This is a genomic window from Streptococcus sp. LYSM12, from assembly GCF_004569635.1.
Taxonomy (GTDB): Bacteria; Bacillota; Bacilli; order Lactobacillales; family Streptococcaceae; genus Streptococcus.
The window spans coordinates 16888-34726 of sequence record NZ_SPOZ01000006.1 but is presented as its reverse complement, the minus strand read 5'-3'; the positions used below and the strand labels follow the sequence as shown (position 1 = coordinate 34726).

General features: G+C 40.8%; 17 protein-coding genes. 4 read left to right on the top strand and 13 right to left on the bottom strand.

Features of this window, described 5'->3' with window-relative positions; translation table 11 throughout:
* Nucleotides 1-582: 582 nt before the first annotated feature.
* The 8 genes from E4T79_RS02905 to ligA all read right to left on the bottom strand — a co-directional run bounded on the left by E4T79_RS02905 (nucleotide 583) and on the right by ligA (nucleotide 8149).
* On the bottom strand, nucleotides 583-1458 hold the full coding sequence (locus tag E4T79_RS02905) for a F0F1 ATP synthase subunit gamma (protein ID WP_135027491.1): 876 nt from the start codon (nucleotides 1456-1458) through the stop codon (nucleotides 583-585).
* Between the two features lie 12 nt (nucleotides 1459-1470).
* Nucleotides 1471-2976: a F0F1 ATP synthase subunit alpha gene (atpA, locus tag E4T79_RS02900; protein ID WP_135027488.1), complete on the bottom strand. Its 1506-nt coding sequence runs from the start codon at nucleotides 2974-2976 to the stop codon at nucleotides 1471-1473.
* A 21-nt stretch (nucleotides 2977-2997) separates the two neighbouring features.
* Entirely contained in the window at nucleotides 2998-3531 is a 534-nt protein-coding gene (locus E4T79_RS02895) for a F0F1 ATP synthase subunit delta (protein ID WP_135027485.1), read from the bottom strand.
* Nucleotides 3531-4034 (bottom strand): F0F1 ATP synthase subunit B, encoded by a 504-nt coding sequence (gene atpF, locus E4T79_RS02890; RefSeq protein ID WP_135027482.1) that lies wholly within the window; start codon nucleotides 4032-4034, stop codon nucleotides 3531-3533. Before atpF ends, E4T79_RS02895 begins: the two co-directional genes overlap by 1 nt.
* A 17-nt stretch (nucleotides 4035-4051) precedes the next feature.
* Nucleotides 4052-4768, bottom strand: coding sequence for a F0F1 ATP synthase subunit A (atpB, locus tag E4T79_RS02885; RefSeq protein WP_135027479.1), 717 nt, complete (start codon nucleotides 4766-4768; stop codon nucleotides 4052-4054).
* 36 nt (nucleotides 4769-4804) lie between these two features.
* Nucleotides 4805-5008, bottom strand: a complete 204-nt coding sequence (locus E4T79_RS02880; RefSeq protein ID WP_067089042.1) for a F0F1 ATP synthase subunit C — start codon at nucleotides 5006-5008, stop codon at nucleotides 4805-4807.
* Between the two features lie 141 nt (nucleotides 5009-5149).
* Nucleotides 5150-6181: a diacylglycerol kinase family lipid kinase gene (locus E4T79_RS02875; protein ID WP_135027476.1), complete on the bottom strand. Its 1032-nt coding sequence runs from the start codon at nucleotides 6179-6181 to the stop codon at nucleotides 5150-5152.
* Nucleotides 6182-6190: 9 nt separating this feature from the next.
* Nucleotides 6191-8149 carry an NAD-dependent DNA ligase LigA gene (gene ligA / locus E4T79_RS02870; protein ID WP_135027473.1) on the bottom strand — a complete coding sequence of 653 codons (1959 nt, stop codon included), beginning with the start codon at nucleotides 8147-8149 and terminating at the stop codon, nucleotides 6191-6193.
* A gap of 244 nt (nucleotides 8150-8393) precedes the next feature.
* On the opposite strand from ligA, the gene E4T79_RS10970 reads away from it, so the two are divergent.
* From E4T79_RS10970 to zwf, 4 genes are all read left to right on the top strand, one after another.
* Complete coding sequence (locus E4T79_RS10970; RefSeq protein WP_167752608.1) at nucleotides 8394-8534, top strand: SPJ_0845 family protein; 141 nt, start codon at nucleotides 8394-8396, stop codon at nucleotides 8532-8534.
* A 10-nt stretch (nucleotides 8535-8544) separates the two neighbouring features.
* Nucleotides 8545-9447, top strand: a complete 903-nt coding sequence (locus tag E4T79_RS02865) for a permease (RefSeq protein WP_135027470.1) — start codon at nucleotides 8545-8547, stop codon at nucleotides 9445-9447.
* A gap of 1 nt (nucleotide 9448) precedes the next feature.
* Nucleotides 9449-10264, top strand: a complete 816-nt coding sequence (locus E4T79_RS02860) for a TIGR03943 family protein (RefSeq protein WP_135027467.1) — start codon at nucleotides 9449-9451, stop codon at nucleotides 10262-10264.
* 95 nt (nucleotides 10265-10359) lie between these two features.
* Nucleotides 10360-11844 (top strand): glucose-6-phosphate dehydrogenase, encoded by a 1485-nt coding sequence (zwf, locus tag E4T79_RS02855; RefSeq protein WP_135027428.1) that lies wholly within the window; start codon nucleotides 10360-10362, stop codon nucleotides 11842-11844.
* Nucleotides 11845-13169: 1325 nt separating this feature from the next.
* On the opposite strand, the gene E4T79_RS02850 is transcribed toward zwf, so the two are convergent.
* The 5 genes from E4T79_RS02850 to E4T79_RS02825 form a co-directional block, all read right to left on the bottom strand.
* Nucleotides 13170-13607, bottom strand: a complete 438-nt coding sequence (locus E4T79_RS02850) for a hypothetical protein (protein ID WP_135027425.1) — start codon at nucleotides 13605-13607, stop codon at nucleotides 13170-13172.
* 426 nt (nucleotides 13608-14033) lie between these two features.
* Nucleotides 14034-14423: a hypothetical protein gene (locus E4T79_RS02840; RefSeq protein ID WP_135027422.1), complete on the bottom strand. Its 390-nt coding sequence runs from the start codon at nucleotides 14421-14423 to the stop codon at nucleotides 14034-14036.
* A gap of 1 nt (nucleotide 14424) precedes the next feature.
* Nucleotides 14425-15108: a ribonuclease domain-containing protein gene (locus E4T79_RS02835; protein WP_135027419.1), complete on the bottom strand. Its 684-nt coding sequence runs from the start codon at nucleotides 15106-15108 to the stop codon at nucleotides 14425-14427.
* Nucleotides 15109-15483: 375 nt separating this feature from the next.
* The gene (locus E4T79_RS02830) at nucleotides 15484-15801 is read right to left on the bottom strand and encodes a hypothetical protein (RefSeq protein ID WP_135027416.1); all 318 of its coding nucleotides are present in this window, start codon (nucleotides 15799-15801) and stop codon (nucleotides 15484-15486) included.
* Nucleotides 15801-17705: an RHS repeat-associated core domain-containing protein gene (locus E4T79_RS02825; protein ID WP_245168034.1), complete on the bottom strand. Its 1905-nt coding sequence runs from the start codon at nucleotides 17703-17705 to the stop codon at nucleotides 15801-15803. Before E4T79_RS02825 ends, E4T79_RS02830 begins: the two co-directional genes overlap by 1 nt.
* Nucleotides 17706-17839 lie beyond the last annotated feature (134 nt).

The following is a 17839-nucleotide window of genomic DNA, read 5'->3' as shown; positions in this document are numbered from 1 at the left end:
ATAGGAGGTTAACGCAGAGTCTGTAGACTCCAGGAAACCTATACCTAAAGGTAACCACACCTGTAAGCAACCAAAGTTGCAACAGTTGCGTTTCTTTTTTACGCAGCTCGTAGGCTGTGTTCAATTACATCAAGATACAAGGGCGTGAAGCAACTCCTAGACAAAATAGGCAATCGAAGCAGGTTGGCTTGCAACCAATGAGATTGGTCTTTTTGTCAAAGAGTTGTAGCCCGAATTCAATTACATCAAGATACAAGGGCGTGAAGCAACTCCTAGACAAAATAGGCAATCAAAGCAGGTTGGCTTGCAACCAATGAGATTGGTCTTTTTGTCAAAGAGTTGTAGCCCGAATTCAATTACATCAAGATACAAGGGCGTGAAGCAACTCCTAGACAAAATAGGCAATCAAAGCAGGTTGGCTTGCAACCAATGAGATTGGTCTTTTTGTCAAAGAGTTGTAGCCCGAATTCAATTACACCAAGATACAAAAACGTACAATGTCTAAAAACTCTCCACTGGATAGTTTTTGGTATCTGTACATTATAACAGCTTTGCATGCGCATGCTTTTGCCTACTGCTTCTCTACTCAAGAGCGCTTGCTCCTGCAACAATCTCCGTAATTTCTTGGGTAATGGCTGCCTGACGGGCACGATTATAGCGAATGGTTAAATCATCAATAACAGATTTAGCATTGTCTGTAGCTGTCTGCATAGCAATCATACCTGCCGCATTTTCAGCTGTCTTAGCATCTAAAATCGCACCGTAAATCGTTGATTCCGCATACTGGGTCAAGAGTTGTCCCAAAATCGCTTCTCGACTTGGTTCTAATTCAAAGGTAGCAGTATATCCGTCTGCCTCGTTGTGATCCAAGTCCTCTACAGGTAGCATTTGCTGTACACGAACTTTACGGCTTAAACTGTTGATATGGTGATTGTAACAAACATACAGTTCATCAAAAATTTCATTCTTATACATCTCAACAGATTTTGAAATAATTTTTTGAACATCATCAAAGCTAGGATTATCTGCTAAACCACGTAATTCAAAAATGGGCTGAATACCACGTGCCCGAAAGAAGTCTGCCCCCATGCCACCAATCGCAATGATTTCATACTCATCCTTAGTCACATGATCCTGTTCAATCATGTCCATAACAGCTTTTAAAATCATTGCATTGTAACTGCCTTTTAAGCCACTATCAGAAGTAATGACGATGTAGCCTGATTTTTGGATTGGACGGCGAATCAACATTGGGTTGGTTGATCCTTCCATCAATTCACCCCGGAGTAAGTCCGTCGTGATTTTCCGCACCTTACCAGCATAAATCTGAAAAGATTTTGCCAGCTGCTCTGATTTCGCTAACTTGGCAGCTGACACCATTTGCATAGCACCTGTGATTTGACTGGTTTTCTTTGTAGAGGCAATTTTTGTTTTAAATTCATTGAGAGAACCTGCCATAACACTTCTCCTTTACTTAAAAACAGACTGATCTTTGAATTCCTGAATAGCAGCATTCAATTCATCTGTATCTGGCAAATCTTTTGTGATACGAATAGTATCCAAAAGATCACCATGGTGCAAGTCAAAGTAGGCATACAATTCTTCTTCAAAGCTCAAAATATCATCTATTGGAACAGAATCCAAAAAGCCATTTGTCAATGCATACAAAATCAAGACCTGTTTCTCAATAGGCAAGGGCTTGTGAAGCGGTTGTTTCAAGACTTCTACTGTCCGACGTCCGCGATTTAATTTCGCCTGCGTTGCCGCATCTAAATCCGAACCAAACTGGGTAAAGGCCTCCAATTCACGATAAGATGCAAGGTCAATCCGAAGCGTACCTGCTACTTTTTTCATAGCCTTGATTTGAGCTGAACCACCAACACGAGATACCGATGACCCTGCATCAATCGCTGGACGAATCCCTGAGTTGAACAAATCATCTTTCAAGAAAATTTGCCCGTCTGTAATTGAAATAACGTTGGTTGCGATATAGGCCGAAATATCTCCTGCCTGAGTTTCGATAAATGGCAGGGCTGTAATCGATCCACCACCTAATTCATCTGATACCTTTGCAGAACGCTCTAACAAGCGACTGTGCAGATAGAAGACATCTCCTGGATAAGCCTCGCGACCAGGTGGTCGACGAAGAAGTAAAGACAATTCACGATAGGCAACCGCTTGTTTTGACAAATCATCGTAGACGATTAAAACATGCTTTCCTTCATACATGAATTCTTCTGCTATGGCAACACCTGCATATGGTGCTAAAAATAACAAAGGCGCCGGTTGAGAAGCCGAAGCTGTTACTACGATAGTATAATCAAGCGCCCCGTACTGGCGAAGCGTTTCTACCTGGGCTCGAACAGTTGATTCTTTTTGCCCAATCGCAACATAGATACAAATCATATCTTGATCCTTCTGGTTCAAGATTGTATCGATAGCAATGGAGGTTTTCCCTGTCTGACGGTCTCCGATAATCAACTCCCGCTGACCACGACCGATTGGCACGAGAGCATCAATGGCTTTCCAACCTGTCTGTAAAGGCTCATTAACGGATTTCCGTTGCATAACACCTGGTGCAGGATATTCAATCGGTCTTGTTTTACTAGTCCGAATGTCGCCAAGTCCGTCCACTGGCTGTCCAAGCGGATTGACCACACGACCAATCAAGGCTTGACCAACTGGTACCTCCATAATTTTTCCTGTACGGCGAACAACAGAACCCTCCCGAATGTCAGTAAAGGGACCTAAGATAATAATCCCCACATCCACCGTTTCCAAGTTCTGGGCCATACCGATAGTGCCATTTTCAAAGACGAGTAGCTCCCCACTCATGGCATTATCAAGACCATGGGCACGGGCAATTCCGTCACCAATATAGGTCACGACTCCCGTTTCTGTATAGTCAAAATCAGGTTGAAACCCTTCAATTTGTTGTTTTAGTAAAGCGCTAATTTCTTGTGCATTAATCACCAAAAGAACACCACTTTCTATTTTCTAAAGTCTATTTCGAATTTCTTTCAACTGCGTCCGCACACTGGCGTCAAGTACCTTGTGGTTGACCGTAATGATAAAACCACCGAGTACCTCTTTGTCAATTTCTTCTACAATATTGCGAACTTTCAATGAAAAACGACTCTCCACTAGATGACGCACTCTTGCTTTTTGCTCATCTGTCAATGGGTAAACAGATACAACATGCGCATCAAATTCTTGCTTGCTCTTGCTAATAAAGACCAAGGCAGCTTCTAGTGTATCAACGAGTAAATCAGCATGACCATCCCGAGCTACAGCTTCAACTAGGTCATTGACTTCACGATACGTTGATTGACGAATGGCATGAATAAATTCTGCCTTTTCATCCTGAGAAACCGTCGCAGATAAGAGAATTCGATTCAATTTACTATCATGGATAACCGTGAGAATAGCTGAAATTTGATCATAAATGGTCCAAACATCCTCACGATCATATACCTTATCAACGAATGATTGAGCATATTTTTGCACTAAGGCAGTTTCTCTAGCATTCATTATTCTTCTCCTAGCCTATCAAGATAACGATTAATCAACTCACTATGTGCCTGCTGATCCAAGTCTTCCAAGATAATTTTACTAGCCAAATCAACAGCCAAATCTGCAACTTGAATATGCAATTTCTCTTGAACTTCTCGCTTCTCAGCTTCAATTTCTAAATCTGCTTTCTTTTTCAAGGCTTCAATTTCTACTTCAGCTTGTTCTAAAATGCGTTTTTTCTCCAATTTTGCCCGTTCAACAGCATCTTGAACAATCTGTTGTCCCTCTGCGCGACCTTGTGCCAACTCTTGTTCTCTCTGGTCAACAAGGCTAGTGGCTACTGCCAATTTTTCTTCAGCAGCGTCGATGTCACCTGAAATTTTAGCAGCACGTTCTTCAAAAATACCTGTAATCTTATCCCAAGCAAAGAGGCGAATTGCTACAATCAATACAGCAAACGAAGCCGTTACTAGAATAAAATTACCCAGCATAGTGCTGTTTATACTTAGTCCTGTAATCATGAATACCTAATCCTTTCCTATTCACCTTCAACTTGAATTTTTTTGTTCAAATACATCGAAACCAACATGACAAACACATAGGCTTGCAAGCAGGAAATAAAGACTGAAAAACCAGTCCAGATGACATTTAATAGGAAGGCGATTGGATAAGCAAACGCACTTTTTTGCGACATCTGTACCAGCAAGGTTACCAAAATTTCACCGGCAAAGATATTTCCGTATAAACGAAGTGCAAGGGAAGCTACGTTGGTCACTTCTTCCAAAATATTCATCGGAGCCATCGCCCAAGGGGTAACAAATGCTTTTAAATAGTTTTTAAATCCTTGGCGGCGAATCCCCTCTACATGGCAGAAAACAACCGCCATAATAGCTAGTCCAAAGTCATAGGCCATATTAGAAGTTGGCGATGTCCAAAAGTTTACACCCTCTGATGACTCTAACTTGGTCATCAAGCCAAGGTTATTAGCAACCAAGAGAAATAGGAAAAGAACAAAGAAATAAAGAGAATATCTTTTTGATTCCACATCGCCCAAATTCCCCTTAGTAAAGTTTATTGTTAGCTCATAGACATATTCCAAAACATTTTGCTTTCCTTTTGGTTTCAATGTCATACTGCGACTTGCCCAAAATACAAGTAAAAATATAAGAGTGATTGTAACCATTGTGACAATGACCATGGTTACATCAAATGTTACAGGACCTAGAGTAATAGTTGGAGCTGCAGTTCCTTCCACGATTACTCCCCCTTTCTAATGATTCTGAGGTATTCCTTATCCACGTAAGAACAGTGTCATCGCAAGAGTTACGAAGAAAGTACCCTCAATGAAAGCAACACCCATGAATACCCCTGTCATTAGTTTGCTTTGTAATTCAGGCTGACGTGCTGTTGAGCTAAGATAGCTAGCAACCAAAAGTCCCTCACCAACACTAACACCTAAACAGGCAACACCTAAAGCTAATGCAGATACATCCATTTTTTTATTCTCCTTTAAAATTTTTATACCATGATAGCATACTCCTAAAAAATGCGTTTGTCAAGAAAAGACAGTATTTGAAAACGTTTTTCGCAAAGAATGTTTATAAAAAAGAAAAGATTAACGATCTTTTCTTCCTATTTATATAGTCTCTTCCAAATTGTCTGCTTCTTCAATAAAGCGTTTGGTCATATCTTCTCGACTGATATCCTCCGTATCAAGAGTAATGGCCTCATCTGCTACTTTGTCGGTATCTGCGAAAAATTCGATATGATTGGCAAGATTGATCAATTCAACTGGAGCATCTCCTCCATATTCACCATCAAGGTTCAACATCATCCGATTGCTGCTGTCCAAGGATTCTACTGTGAGCTGGCGTGTCTTAATATACTCAATCTTATGGCTATCAACATGCTTACCACCGTCAATTACTAAGCGGATTAGATGTAGAATTTCAAAGAGATTTCCTGTCTTGACCATGATGAGTGTAAACATACCGTCGTCTAATTTAGCATCTGGGACAATTTTCTCAAAACCGCCGATTGAGTTGGTCAGAGCAACAAAAATCATCGAGATTTTCCCTTCAAATACTCCCTCATCATGGGTTACACGAACTGGTGTAAATTGAACCTGCGGCAATAACTCTGCACCTTTTACAACATATGCTAAATACCCAAAAATCGTCTTTAGCTGACTTGGAACACTATAAGTCAATTCAGTCAAGGTTCCAGCCGCAGCAATATTGATAAAGTAATTATCTCCAAATTGTTCATTTTTAGCCAAACCGATGTCCATGAGAATAGTCTGTTGCTTGCCAATCACCTTGGCTGCTTCAATCGGATTTCCCCTTGGAATCTTCAAGGCGCGAGCATAATCATTGGTCGTTCCAGTCGGGATAATCGCCATTTTGGGACGCTCTGGGAGAAAACCAATTCCATTGACTACTTCGTTGATTGTCCCGTCGCCACCCGCCGCAATAATCAAATCAAATCCTGCTCTAGCTGATCTGGTCGCTTCATTTTTAGCAGAATCCGGTTCAGGACTTGTTTGAAAGACGGAGGTTTCGTATCCAAAACTTTCTAAAATATGCAAGACTTCTGCTATATGTTTCTTCATCATTTCCTGTCCAGAAACAGGATTGTAAATCAATCGAGCACGTTTTCTTTGTTCCATTTTTTGCACCTATAGACTTTCTAACCAGGCTTCATCTCGTACTTCAATCCCTAGTGCTTGCGCCTTGGCCAACTTACTTCCTGCATCACTTCCTACGATGACAAGATCTGTTTTTTTTGAGACCGAACCTGCCACATTCGCTCCTAAACTCTCCAATTTGGTCTTAACCTCGCTTCGCTTGAGATGCTCTAATTTTCCAGTCAGTACAATGGTCATACCAGCCAAGGGTGCATCCGATGATGCCACTTGTCCCAGATAGGATAGGTTGACACCTGAAGTTGCTAATTCTGCTACCAAGGTTTTAGCACCATCACTTCCAAAATAGGTAGTCAAAGACTCCGCAATCACTGTCCCAAGACCGTCTAAGGCTGAGATTTCTTCAAAACTCGCCTCTGCAAGACTTGGAATCGTCATGAATTTTTCAAGAACTATCTTACTAGCCTTGCTACCAACGTGGCGAATCCCCAGACCAAATAAAAGACGTTCTGCTGAATTATTTTTTGACCCTTGAATGGCCTGATAAAGCTTAGTCGCAGATTTTTCTTTGAACCCCTCTAGGGATAGCAAGTCCTCTACAGACAGGCGATAAATGTCTGCTACATCGTGAACCAAATTGGCTGAAAAGAGTTTTTCTACAATAGAACTACCCAGCCCTGCAATATTCATCGCATCTCGACTTGCAAAATGTTCTAGTTTACTCTTTAGTTGAGCCGGACATAAAGGATTGATACAGCGCAGAGCTACCTCTTCCTCATAATGACGTAGCTCACTACTGCAGCTTGGGCATTCTGTTGGAATAAGCAAGGGCTCTTGCTGGTCACGTTTTGCTTTCACAACAGATAAGACTGCTGGGATAATATCTCCAGCCTTATACACGATGACCGTATCATACAGGCGGATATCTTTTTCAGCAATGTAATCCACATTATGTAAGGTCGCACGACTCACTGTTGTTCCTGCTAACTGAACAGGTGTTAAATTAGCTGTCGGTGTCACAACTCCTGTGCGACCGACTGTCCAATCGACAGAAAGGATTTTCGTTTCTTTTTCCTCAGCAGGAAATTTATAAGCAATGGCCCAACGCGGTGCCTTAACTGTAAAGCCTAGTTCTTCTTGAACCGCTAGATTATTGACCTTAATCACAACGCCGTCAATATCATAAGGTAGATCTTGTCTGCGACCTGCCAATTCTTCAATAAATTGCCAAACCTCTTCAATCGTGTTTGCCAAATGGTAATCGTGATTGGTTACAAAGCCTAACTTCGTCAGTTTTTCCAGTACATGCAACTGACTATCCACCTCTGTAGGACTGGCTTCTTGGTATAAAAACGTTCCAAGACCGCGCTTAGCAACAATCCGCGTATCAAATTGACGTAGTGTCCCTGCTGCTGCATTTCGCGGATTGGCAAATTCGACCTCACCTGCTTCTTGGCGAATCTGATTCACTCTGGCAAACGAAGCCCTTGGCATGTAGCATTCCCCACGAACAGTGATATCAAGTGCCTCAGGTAGGATTAGTGGGATATCCTGCACCCGCTTAAGGTTTTCCGTGATGTTTTCGCCAATGCTTCCATCACCACGGGTTGCTCCCACGACCAACTGTCCTGCTTCATAAGTCAGCGAAATCGACAAGCCGTCAATTTTTAATTCGCAAATATAAGTCACTTGAGGAAATTCCTTGCGAACACGGCTGTCAAAGGCTTCTAATTCTTCAAAAGAAAAAGCATCTTGTAAACTATATAAGGGATACTGATGCTGGTATTTACTAAATCCATCCAAGACCTTGCCACCTACACGATGGCTGGGACTGTTTGGTAAGACTAACTTAGGGTTGGTTGCTTCTAACTCCACCAATTCGCGATACAGCTTGTCATACTCTGCATCTGAGACAAGTGGCTGATCCAAACGATAATAGGCATCTGCGTATTGATTGAGCTTTTCTACTAATTCATTCATTCTCTTTTTCATACTTTCATTATATCATGATTTGAAGAAGAATTAGGGAAGAAAGTCTGAAATCCTGCAGATACAGTCTTTTAATTCGCTTTTCGTACGAGGCAAGGAGCTACAGACTATACTATAGAGTACAACAAAGCGAGTAAACGAAGTAATAAAAGATGAAGTACTAGCCTAGCCTTACGGTGTAGCAAATGATTGCGACCCAAGCACAGAAAGGGTATAATAGGGGTATTAACTGATTTGGAGGTGCCACATGGCTATTACATACAAACGCAAAGATGATTTAGAAAAAATGTTAGAAGAATTTGCTTCTTTTGATGTCCTCGAAACAGTCGACTTTCCTAACCCTATAGCAAAAAAAGAAACTCCTGAGAAAAAAGTTTCAGAAAAGTAGAGGGATAGTTATGTTAGGATTACAACACTTGCCAGCTTCTGTCTTACAAGCAGGAGCCATTTTTCTTTCTATTATGATTGAAGCCCTGCCTTTTGTTCTCATTGGTTCCTTGATTTCAGGCTTCATTGAGGTCTATATCACACCTGACCATGTACATAAAGTCCTGCCTAAGAACCGTTTTTTTCGTATCTTATTTGGTAGCTTTATTGGCTTTCTTTTTCCGTCTTGTGAATGTGGAATCGTACCGATTGTCAACCGACTGCTAGAGAAAAAAGTACCGACCTACACAGCTATTCCTTTTCTAGCAACAGCTCCGGTTATCAATCCAATCGTCCTCTTTGCGACCTTTACTGCCTTTGGAAATTCTATTACATTCGCTCTTTATCGTGCACTGGGCTCCATTCTGGTCGCCCTTGTACTAGGTATTTTTCTAGGTTTTATCCAGACGAACTCTATTTTAAAAGAGGGGGCCGCACCACTACATACACATGATTTTTCGCAGGTAAGTGCCTGGAAAAAAGTAGGTCAAGCCTTCATCCAGAGTATCGATGAATTTTTTGATACCGGTCGCTACTTAGTGTTTGGTTGCTTATTTGCTAGCCTCGTTCAGGTCTATATTCCAACTAGCATGTTGACCCACATCAGCCACAATCCATTTACAGCAATCCTTTTGATGATGCTCCTTGCCTTTTTGTTATCCCTTTGCTCAGAAGCCGATGCCTTTATTGGTGCTTCCCTGCTGGCAACATTTGGCTTTGCGCCGATTATGGCCTTTTTAGTGATTGGTCCCATGATTGATATTAAAAATCTCATCATGATGAAGCATTCCTTTAAACCAGCCTTTATCCTACAGTTTATCGGGATTATATCTGTCGTCATCACCTTATACTGTCTTCTATTAGGAGGTTTCTAGCATGATCCGCTTCTTCATTTTAACGGGTTACTTTGAAATGACTCTCTATCTCTACGTTTCGGGAAAACTCGATCAATACATCAATCTCCACTATTCTTACCTGGCCTATCTCTCCATGGTATTAACCTTTGTATTAGCCTTGATTCAGCTTTATATATGGGTCAAGCAATTAGAACCCCATAGCCATCTATCAACTAAAATAGCAAAATGTAGCAGTATTGCTCTCCTCCTCATTCCCTTGCTTGTAGCCTGGGGCTTTCCAACAGTACATCTTGACTCAACAACAGTCGCTGCTAAGGGCTATCATTTCCCACTCGCAGCGGGAGCAGATACTGAGATTCAAGAACAAGAAGGGACAACTGTCCAATACTTGAAGCCAGACACTTCAGCCTACTTCACCAAGTCAAGCTACCAAGACCAAATGCGTCAGGTTGCTGATCGCTACCTAAAACAAGAAATCATTCACGTGACTAGTGAAAATTACATGGAAATCATGGAAGCTATTTATGATTTTCCCAATGAATTTGTTGGAAAAGAGATTGAAATGGTAGGATTTGTCTACAATGATCCTGATAATGCTCATCAGCAATTTCTCTTCCGCTTTGGAATTATTCATTGTATTGCTGATTCAGGTGTCTACGGTCTTCTCTCAACAGGTCAGTCAGCAAAATTTCCAGATAATACCTGGGTTTCAGCCAAGGGAAGCATTCAACTGACCTATCACACTTCCCTCCAACAAGCACTCCCAACGCTTGAACTGAGAGAATACACCAAGATTGAACAACCCAAAAATCCCTATGTTTACCGTGTTTTCTAGCTGGGAAAATATCTTCTTCCCCTCTGGAAAATCAGGTGAATTTTCAGACAATTTATGATATACTAATATTAAATTCTACAGATTGGAAATTATCTATGTCATCACATGTATTATTTACTATTTTTGGAGCGAGTGGGGATCTTGCTAAACGCAAACTCTATCCCTCACTTTTTCGATTGTATAAAGCTGGACATATCGGGCAGCACTTTGCTGTGATTGGTACAGCGCGCCGTCCTTGGACCAAGGAATATTTTGAACAAGTCGTGATTGAATCGCTCGGGGATTTACCAGACAATACGCGCCAAGCACATGAATTTGCCAGCCATTTTTACTACCAAAGCCACGATGTCAACGATACCGATCACTATATTGCCTTAAAGCAACTGCAGGAAAAACTGGGATTAAAATATGAAACCAAGCATAACAAGGTCTTCTTCCTATCAATGGCACCTGAGTTTTTCGGGACCATTGCTAAACATTTGAAATCTGAACAAATTGTCAATGGAAAAGGTTTTGAACGTCTTATCATTGAAAAACCATTCGGAACAAGCTTAGAAACAGCCCAAAAGCTCAATCAAGAATTGTCAGAAACCTTTGAAGAAGAACAAATCTACCGCATTGACCACTACCTTGGAAAGGAAATGGTGCAAAATATTTTTGCCGTTCGCTTTGCTAATATCATTTTTGAGCATATCTGGAATCGCAACTATATCGAATCTGTCCAAATCAACTTCGCAGAATCAATCGGGGTCGAGGATCGTGGGGGCTACTACGACCATTCAGGAGCCTTGAAAGACATGATTCAAAATCATGCCCTGCAAGTTCTTTCCCTCCTTGCCATGGATAAGCCTGCCAGCTTTAACGAGGCAGACGTGCGGGCTGAAAAAATCAAGGTCTTCCAACATCTGAAACAACAAACCGCAGAAGAAATCAAGCGCAATTTTATCAGAGGGCAATACACCGCTGGGCACATTGATGGAAACGACTTTGTAGGCTATTTGGAAGAGCCAAATATCGCCGTAAATTCTCAAACAGAAACCTTTGCAAGCGGGGTATTCTTTGTAGATACCGAGGCCTTTCGTGATGTACCATTCTTCTTCCGTACCGGTAAGCGTTTGACAGAAAAAGGAACCCGCATTACGATTGTCTTTAAGCAGGCACATGATATTTTCGGTCAACATGCTCAAAAGAATATTCTAACCATTTATATCCAACCAACCGAGGGCTTTTCTCTTACAATCAATGGTAAGGAAGTTGGATCGCACTTTACACTTACTCCAGCTAAGCTCAACTTCCGTCACAATGCAACTGCCCTTGGTAATTCACCAGAAGCATACGAAAAACTCTTCTATGATGTCCTACATGGAGATTCGACCAATTTTAGCCATTGGGAAGAGGTGAAAGCGAGCTGGCAATTTATCGACCAAGTAGTCCGTATTTGGCAGGAAAATCAAGTACCGCTTCACTACTACCCAGCAGGAAGTATGGGGCCACAAGCTGCATTTGATTTATTAGAAAGCTATGGCAGCAAATGGACCTGGACACCAGATGTCTGGTATCGTGAACGCGGATTACTCTAAAAAATGATAGTAAAAAGGGAAACAGAAAAGGGACATCACCTTTCTCTGTTTCCCTCTTTTTGGTAAGAAATAAGCGCAATATAGTCTTTTATAGTCATTTATACTCATTTAAAATCAAAATTAGCATTTCTTACTACTTCCTTAAGTTTTGCGGACGGATACGGAGTTTCATTCCTCATTTTCGAGCTAAAGGTTTTGAAAATCCCGTCCTCAGTCACAAGGTATTTATTGCCGGGGATACCACTGCGGCGGAAGTAGTCTTTTAGCTCACTGCGTTTGCTTTCACTTGAAAACCTAATACACGACTACTATGGATTGTGATGCGCTATAGTAGTTCCTAATTGCACAGTGTTTCAAAAACTAGTAGTCGACTTTGTTTTCAGTAAATAATAGCTATTTTGACTTTAAATGAGTATTAGTTTACTTTTAGTATTAGACAACGAGCTGCTGGCTGTAACAGAGTATGGAAAAGCGTGCTAACGAAGCAATGAAAGAGAAACGAAAGGACTGACTATAGTACTAAGTAACAAGCTGCTGGCTGTAACAGAGTATGGAAAAGCGTGCTAACGAAGTAATGAAAGAGAAACGAAAGGACTATAATTCAATCTATATGGACAAAACTTAAGGGTGCAAGCATAGCTTGCACCCTTAAACACTCTGAAAAACTTCAAGAAAAACAGCCTTACTATGATGTACCCCATGGGACATCGCAACAAGACTAGCCAAAAAGCCCGTACACTTCTCAGACTCCGCACAAATATCTCAGCGCAGTAGTTGATTACCTCAACGGCTATCATACCATTGAAGATTGGAAATATTGCTTGTTTCAAGGAAACAGGCTAAAAATCCCCACTGGAGCTCTTCACCCATATTCGTTCACTTTTTAAGCATCCAATCTGACCTCTACGACTAATGCGGACGAATTCGCTTCATTTCCAACCTCCAACAGTCACTACTCTGATTGTTGGAGCTGTGCGGGATAGGAGTGAAACACACCATTCCCAGATCGCTCATCCCGAGTCTAGAATGTAAGAAACGAAGAAAAGCTGAAAAACTTACTCTTTTACAATATTGTAACTAGGACAAACTAGATAACTGTAAGAATGATATCAAAACACCCATGGAGTGTAACCTCCATAGGTGGGCGGGGAGCTAGGCAAGGGAGGACGGAAAACAATTAAATAATCTCCAACGTTTTCAAAGTCCTCGATGAATAGCTCAATCGCCTACAGCACCACGGAACATAATGTTATGAGGAAACACAGTAGTAATTCACTACTAAACCTTTTATATAAAAGTAGTTAAGAATTTTTGCGATTAATTTATTAGTTATCCTCATCCCAGAAAAAATGCTGATCCGCAATTAAAACTTTCGAAACTTCAATATCCTGACAAACAATATTAATAGACATATTGGCTAGGATAATCTTACTGCTATAAAATTCATCTCCCATATTTAATACTTGAATATCATATCCAGAGTAGCCTAAAAGTTGTCCCCCTCTCAAAGTTTTCACATCTTTCTCTCTCCATAATGTTTTTTTTCCTTGAGATTCCGTAAGCCAATTAGCATCTGTTTCATAATTAACCTTGGCACATCGTAAAAATTTTATTCTCCAACAAAATTTTTCAACATCTTCTAATGCATGGCTCTCTATGAATAAATTTACCTCATCTCCTAAATACTTTATTTCAAAATCTAAAATTTGTGCATCCCAATAGTCCGTCTGCTCGATTCCATTTAATATTTGTGTATGATTCATTTAATTTCCTCCATTATTCCATGGAATATGCCCCTCGGGAGATTTAAAATCTACAATATTTCCATCTAAATCTAATAAATTCTTATTTTTATCATAAAAATGCATATGAGGATATGTGGTCGTTCTATCTGGTGGATTTAATCTTATCCTCATCCTCCCTAAATCATCCTTAATGTGTACAAAACCATTATGTTCATAAATACTCCACCCTTTATCTGTTGGTACTGCTTTTGTCTTTTGCCTTTGTCATACTTTACTATGACAAACTAGATAATTCCCATGGTGATGTCTAAAACACCTATGGAGGATAACTCCATAGGTGGGCGGGGAGCTAGGTAAGAGAGGACGGAAAACGAGTAAATACATCCTAGCGTTTTCAAAGTCCTCTCTGACTAGCTCAAGCGCCTACAGCACCACGGAAACCTTTTAGCAGTCTACTAAATAAACATGGAATGACTTTTTTTTACCTCCAATAACATATTTTTCAACATCGCCATTCCACCAATCAATAGTATCAGAAAAGATTGTTAGTAAAATTTGCCTAAAATTCAAATTATCATGAAAAATTAATTGTTGATTAGTTAAAAATACATAAATAACATCATTACTTATCCAATAAGAATCACTAAGAACATCCCTTAAACCTGCCCAATTTGTTACTCTCCTCTCAATTTGAAAAGACTTACATATATAGTTTATAGCACTATTCTTTTCTTGTAACAGTCTGCCATCTAGACTAATTATACATGCTTTTTCTTGAATATTAAAAATAATTTCCAATTTTTCAAGTACACTAATTGTCTTTAAAATATTCATACTACTCCACCTTTATAAAATTATCGTAGTGGTTCCATGTATAATAAACACTACCATCACTACCTCTAACTAGTCTTTGACTATCACGCCCTGTTGATCCTGGAATATAATTATTCACATCATACTCTTTATAAGTAATTTTGTTACCAGAGGAATCCAATTCTGGAAGATATAAATCATCATTATCAAATCTCTTTCCAGCACGTGTCCCAGTACTTTGTCCCTTATAATTTCCTTTCCAATCAACTCCATCGTACCCCTTATAAGCTTCCTGTACATTCTGAGGTAGTTCATCTATTGATTTAGTTCCTCTTAATCCCTTTACCGTATCCTGTACATCATCCGCAGCTTCTGCAACTTTCAGAGCATCTTTAGTATCACCAACAGTATCCACAGCTTTCAAGGCTTTCGATGCGTCACTGACATTATCCAGCGTATCAATCACTTTACCGGCTGTCTGGGCTGCCTTGATAGCTTTTCCGGCTTTGGCAAACAAAATCATATAACTAGCCAAATCAAGACCAAGTTCGCCTGCCGCAAACCAACGATTCGCCATTTCTCCTGTTACAGGGTCTTTCCCTGTCCAAAGACGTTTGGCACTATACCAGCCACTGAGCTCTCCACCAAGTATCTTGAGGAGTTTTTTCCCCTCTACTCTTCTTGCTGCTATCTCTTTCTCAGTCAACTCTTTCGGTTTAGATGTAGATTTTGGCTGATAGCGAGAGCTTGAACCTGCCGTACCATCCCAGCTGGCAACACCTCCTAGATTTACTCCATAACTGGCAACACCTCCAAAACTAACTGGTGTACTGCTTTTGTCTTTCGCCTTGGTTATGCTTTACTATGACACCCGTGGTGATGTCTAAGCCACCTATGGAGTTATCCTCCATAGGTGGGCGGGGGGCTAGGAAAAAGAGGACGGAAAACGATTAAATCATCTCCATCGTTTTCTAAGTCCTCTCAGACTAGCTCAATCGCCTACAGCGCCACGGAAATAATGATTATAATATCTTTTACCTCTGGTAAGATATGGAAACTTTCTATAAGAATAGCCTTGTATTTACTTTAGCAACAATATAATGGTTTCATTTAGCTTATTTATAATATCATCTTCTATAGTAGAGATATCATCTCCCCAACTTAATATATAATAATTGTCTATATTATCTAAATCAAGTACTTCAATCCAAACATTTCTATACGGAGCAAAATCCGGGCTATTAACTAATACGCTCCATATTAGATTTGACTTAGAAATCTCAACTTCCAGACAATTTTTTTTATCAATAATATATTTTATATTTAACTTACCACTACTAAATTCAAGATTTTCTATCCAAGATTTAACCAAGGCTATTTTCTTTTCTACTTCCAACATTATTTTTCTCCTATTTTTTCAATATTATAAGCATCAAGCATTTCGTCTAAAATAGGTATTCCTCTTTTCTCTAATAATCTATCGAACTTAGACCCTGGAGCTACAATCTGTCCCCAATTTTTTTGTCCAGCTTGAAAAATATAATTTTTATCTACATCAAATTCAATATAAACAGAGCCCTTGGGAGCCGATTGAAATGCTTCAATATCAGCAGGATTGGAAACAAAAGTTCTATCACCATTAGGAGACACCTGTACTTTCCCCGTCTCCACCATCTTAGCATATTCCTCCGGTGACATCCAACGTCCAACACGGGTCATATTCTCTAAATTAGGAAGAGGTTTTAACGGTTCCAAATTCCCACTAGCTGGTTGGGGACCATAGGGTTTCAATGGTTCTAATGGTCCGTTAGCTGGTTGGGAACCATAGGGTTTTTCAGCTTGCTTTGGTTGGTTCAATATCACACCTGACCCAGCTACTGCTCCACTGGCAGCTATATATACAGCTTCAACATACTTACCAACAAAATAACCTTGTAAAGCACCGCCTGCTGTATTCATTGCCACATCAAATGGCTTGTCACCATTAGAATAACTTGTTAAACCTGAGCTAACAGCTCCATAAGTCGCAAAGCCAGCCACTGGTCCTCCTAATAGTCCTGCCAATACGCCTGCTACCCCTGCGAGTGCTTGAATATTCCCTGACGAAAGATTTTTCAGACCGCTTGGATCAAATGCATGTCCTTTTTTACTACTTTTTTGTGCTTGATTACTTGTGCTAGAAGTACCATCCCAGCTGGCAACACCTCCACCTCCAAAGCTAATCGGTTTCGGGGTAGAACCCTTATCCCTTGCCTTGGTTGTCCTCGGATTGCAGACATGCCGTATCGTTTCCTCTAGGGCTTTCGTCCAGTTGCGATCGATATGCTGGGCTTCTCGGGTCTGTGAAGTTCCCCAATGATGCGTAGATAGACCACTTACTCGTGCTTCTTGCCAACGATTCACAGCCGTATAATGAGGCTGATATGCCTTTCCAGTTACCCAATCATACGTTGAATGGGGTTGGCTTCCTATAGATGGTCTTGTAAAGGATCGTGCAGGTTGTATCTGACTACCTCCCCGACTTCCACCAGAAATAAACTCCGTCAGCTTATTCAACGAATGGCTAGCCAAATTCTGACCCGCATTCGAGAGATTCCCTACAAATCTCTCAACCTTGTGATAGAGTTTCTTAGCACCATTCCACAAGTTATTGCCGAATTTCTTAGCACCTTTCCATAGCTTGTTCCAGAAGTGTCCACTTGGATCTGTATAATTAACTGGATTGTTATGGACATAGGCATAGCGGTTCTGACTGAGGGGGTCTGTTGCTTGACCCGCATAGCTATCCTCGGTTAAGAACGTCCCAGCCCTGCTATCATAGTATCTTGCACGCAGGTAATCAAGTCCTGTGATGTCCCTTGCTTCCCCATTGTAGGCAAATGGATTGCCTGTAGTGTCTGTACTATTCTTGGTTGAGCCGTAAAGACTATAACTATAGCTACTTGAAGCAACTGCTACTCCGTCCTTGGTCAAGCCAGTCACAGAACCTGCTTGGTTGCTTAGGTAGTAGTAGTGTTTGCCCGTTTCATTATTGAGGTAGGACACTCTACCCTGTCCGTAGGTATAGGTCTCACGGGCTTTCAGCTCCCGGTCATAGGTCTGGAGAACTTCGGTATGTGCCCGATTGACATCATTGACATAGTTGCGCTCTTCATAATAGTTGAATGTGTCTTCTCTCGTGGTGTAAGGGATAAGAACTTCCTTGACTCGGCTGGCATAGGTCACCTCACCCTCGCCAGGGAGATTTCCTAAGTCTGGTGGGTTGATGACAAGCCCCTCCTCATTGGCTCTGTCCTTAGCCACTTTCTTGTGATAGGCGGTGGATACATCGTCAAAAATCTCATGCCAGATAGTACCAACGGTCTGTGGTAAGGTAGAGAGCGACTGTAGAACGTTCTGACTAAAGCCATACCAGAAGAGGCTATGTTCCTCCCCAT

What these genes read in the sequence shown, in the direction of transcription:
- E4T79_RS02905 (WP_135027491.1), bottom strand. Translation starts at nt 1,458, where the DNA reads ATGGCAGGTTCTCTCAATGAATTTAAAACAAAAATTGCCTCTACAAAG.
- E4T79_RS02850 (WP_135027425.1), bottom strand. Translation starts at nt 13,607, where the DNA reads ATGAATCATACACAAATATTAAATGGAATCGAGCAGACGGACTATTGG.
- E4T79_RS02880 (WP_067089042.1), bottom strand. Translation starts at nt 5,008, where the DNA reads ATGGATGTATCTGCATTAGCTTTAGGTGTTGCCTGTTTAGGTGTTAGT.
- E4T79_RS02840 (WP_135027422.1), bottom strand. Translation starts at nt 14,423, where the DNA reads ATGAATATTTTAAAGACAATTAGTGTACTTGAAAAATTGGAAATTATT.
- E4T79_RS02860 (WP_135027467.1), top strand. Translation starts at nt 9,449, where the DNA reads ATGATCCGCTTCTTCATTTTAACGGGTTACTTTGAAATGACTCTCTAT.
- E4T79_RS02895 (WP_135027485.1), bottom strand. Translation starts at nt 3,531, where the DNA reads ATGAATGCTAGAGAAACTGCCTTAGTGCAAAAATATGCTCAATCATTC.
- zwf (WP_135027428.1), top strand. Translation starts at nt 10,360, where the DNA reads ATGTCATCACATGTATTATTTACTATTTTTGGAGCGAGTGGGGATCTT.
- E4T79_RS02865 (WP_135027470.1), top strand. Translation starts at nt 8,545, where the DNA reads ATGTTAGGATTACAACACTTGCCAGCTTCTGTCTTACAAGCAGGAGCC.
- E4T79_RS10970 (WP_167752608.1), top strand. Translation starts at nt 8,394, where the DNA reads ATGGCTATTACATACAAACGCAAAGATGATTTAGAAAAAATGTTAGAA.
- atpF (WP_135027482.1), bottom strand. Translation starts at nt 4,034, where the DNA reads ATGATTACAGGACTAAGTATAAACAGCACTATGCTGGGTAATTTTATT.
- E4T79_RS02875 (WP_135027476.1), bottom strand. Translation starts at nt 6,181, where the DNA reads ATGGAACAAAGAAAACGTGCTCGATTGATTTACAATCCTGTTTCTGGA.
- E4T79_RS02830 (WP_135027416.1), bottom strand. Translation starts at nt 15,801, where the DNA reads ATGTTGGAAGTAGAAAAGAAAATAGCCTTGGTTAAATCTTGGATAGAA.
- ligA (WP_135027473.1), bottom strand. Translation starts at nt 8,149, where the DNA reads ATGAAAAAGAGAATGAATGAATTAGTAGAAAAGCTCAATCAATACGCA.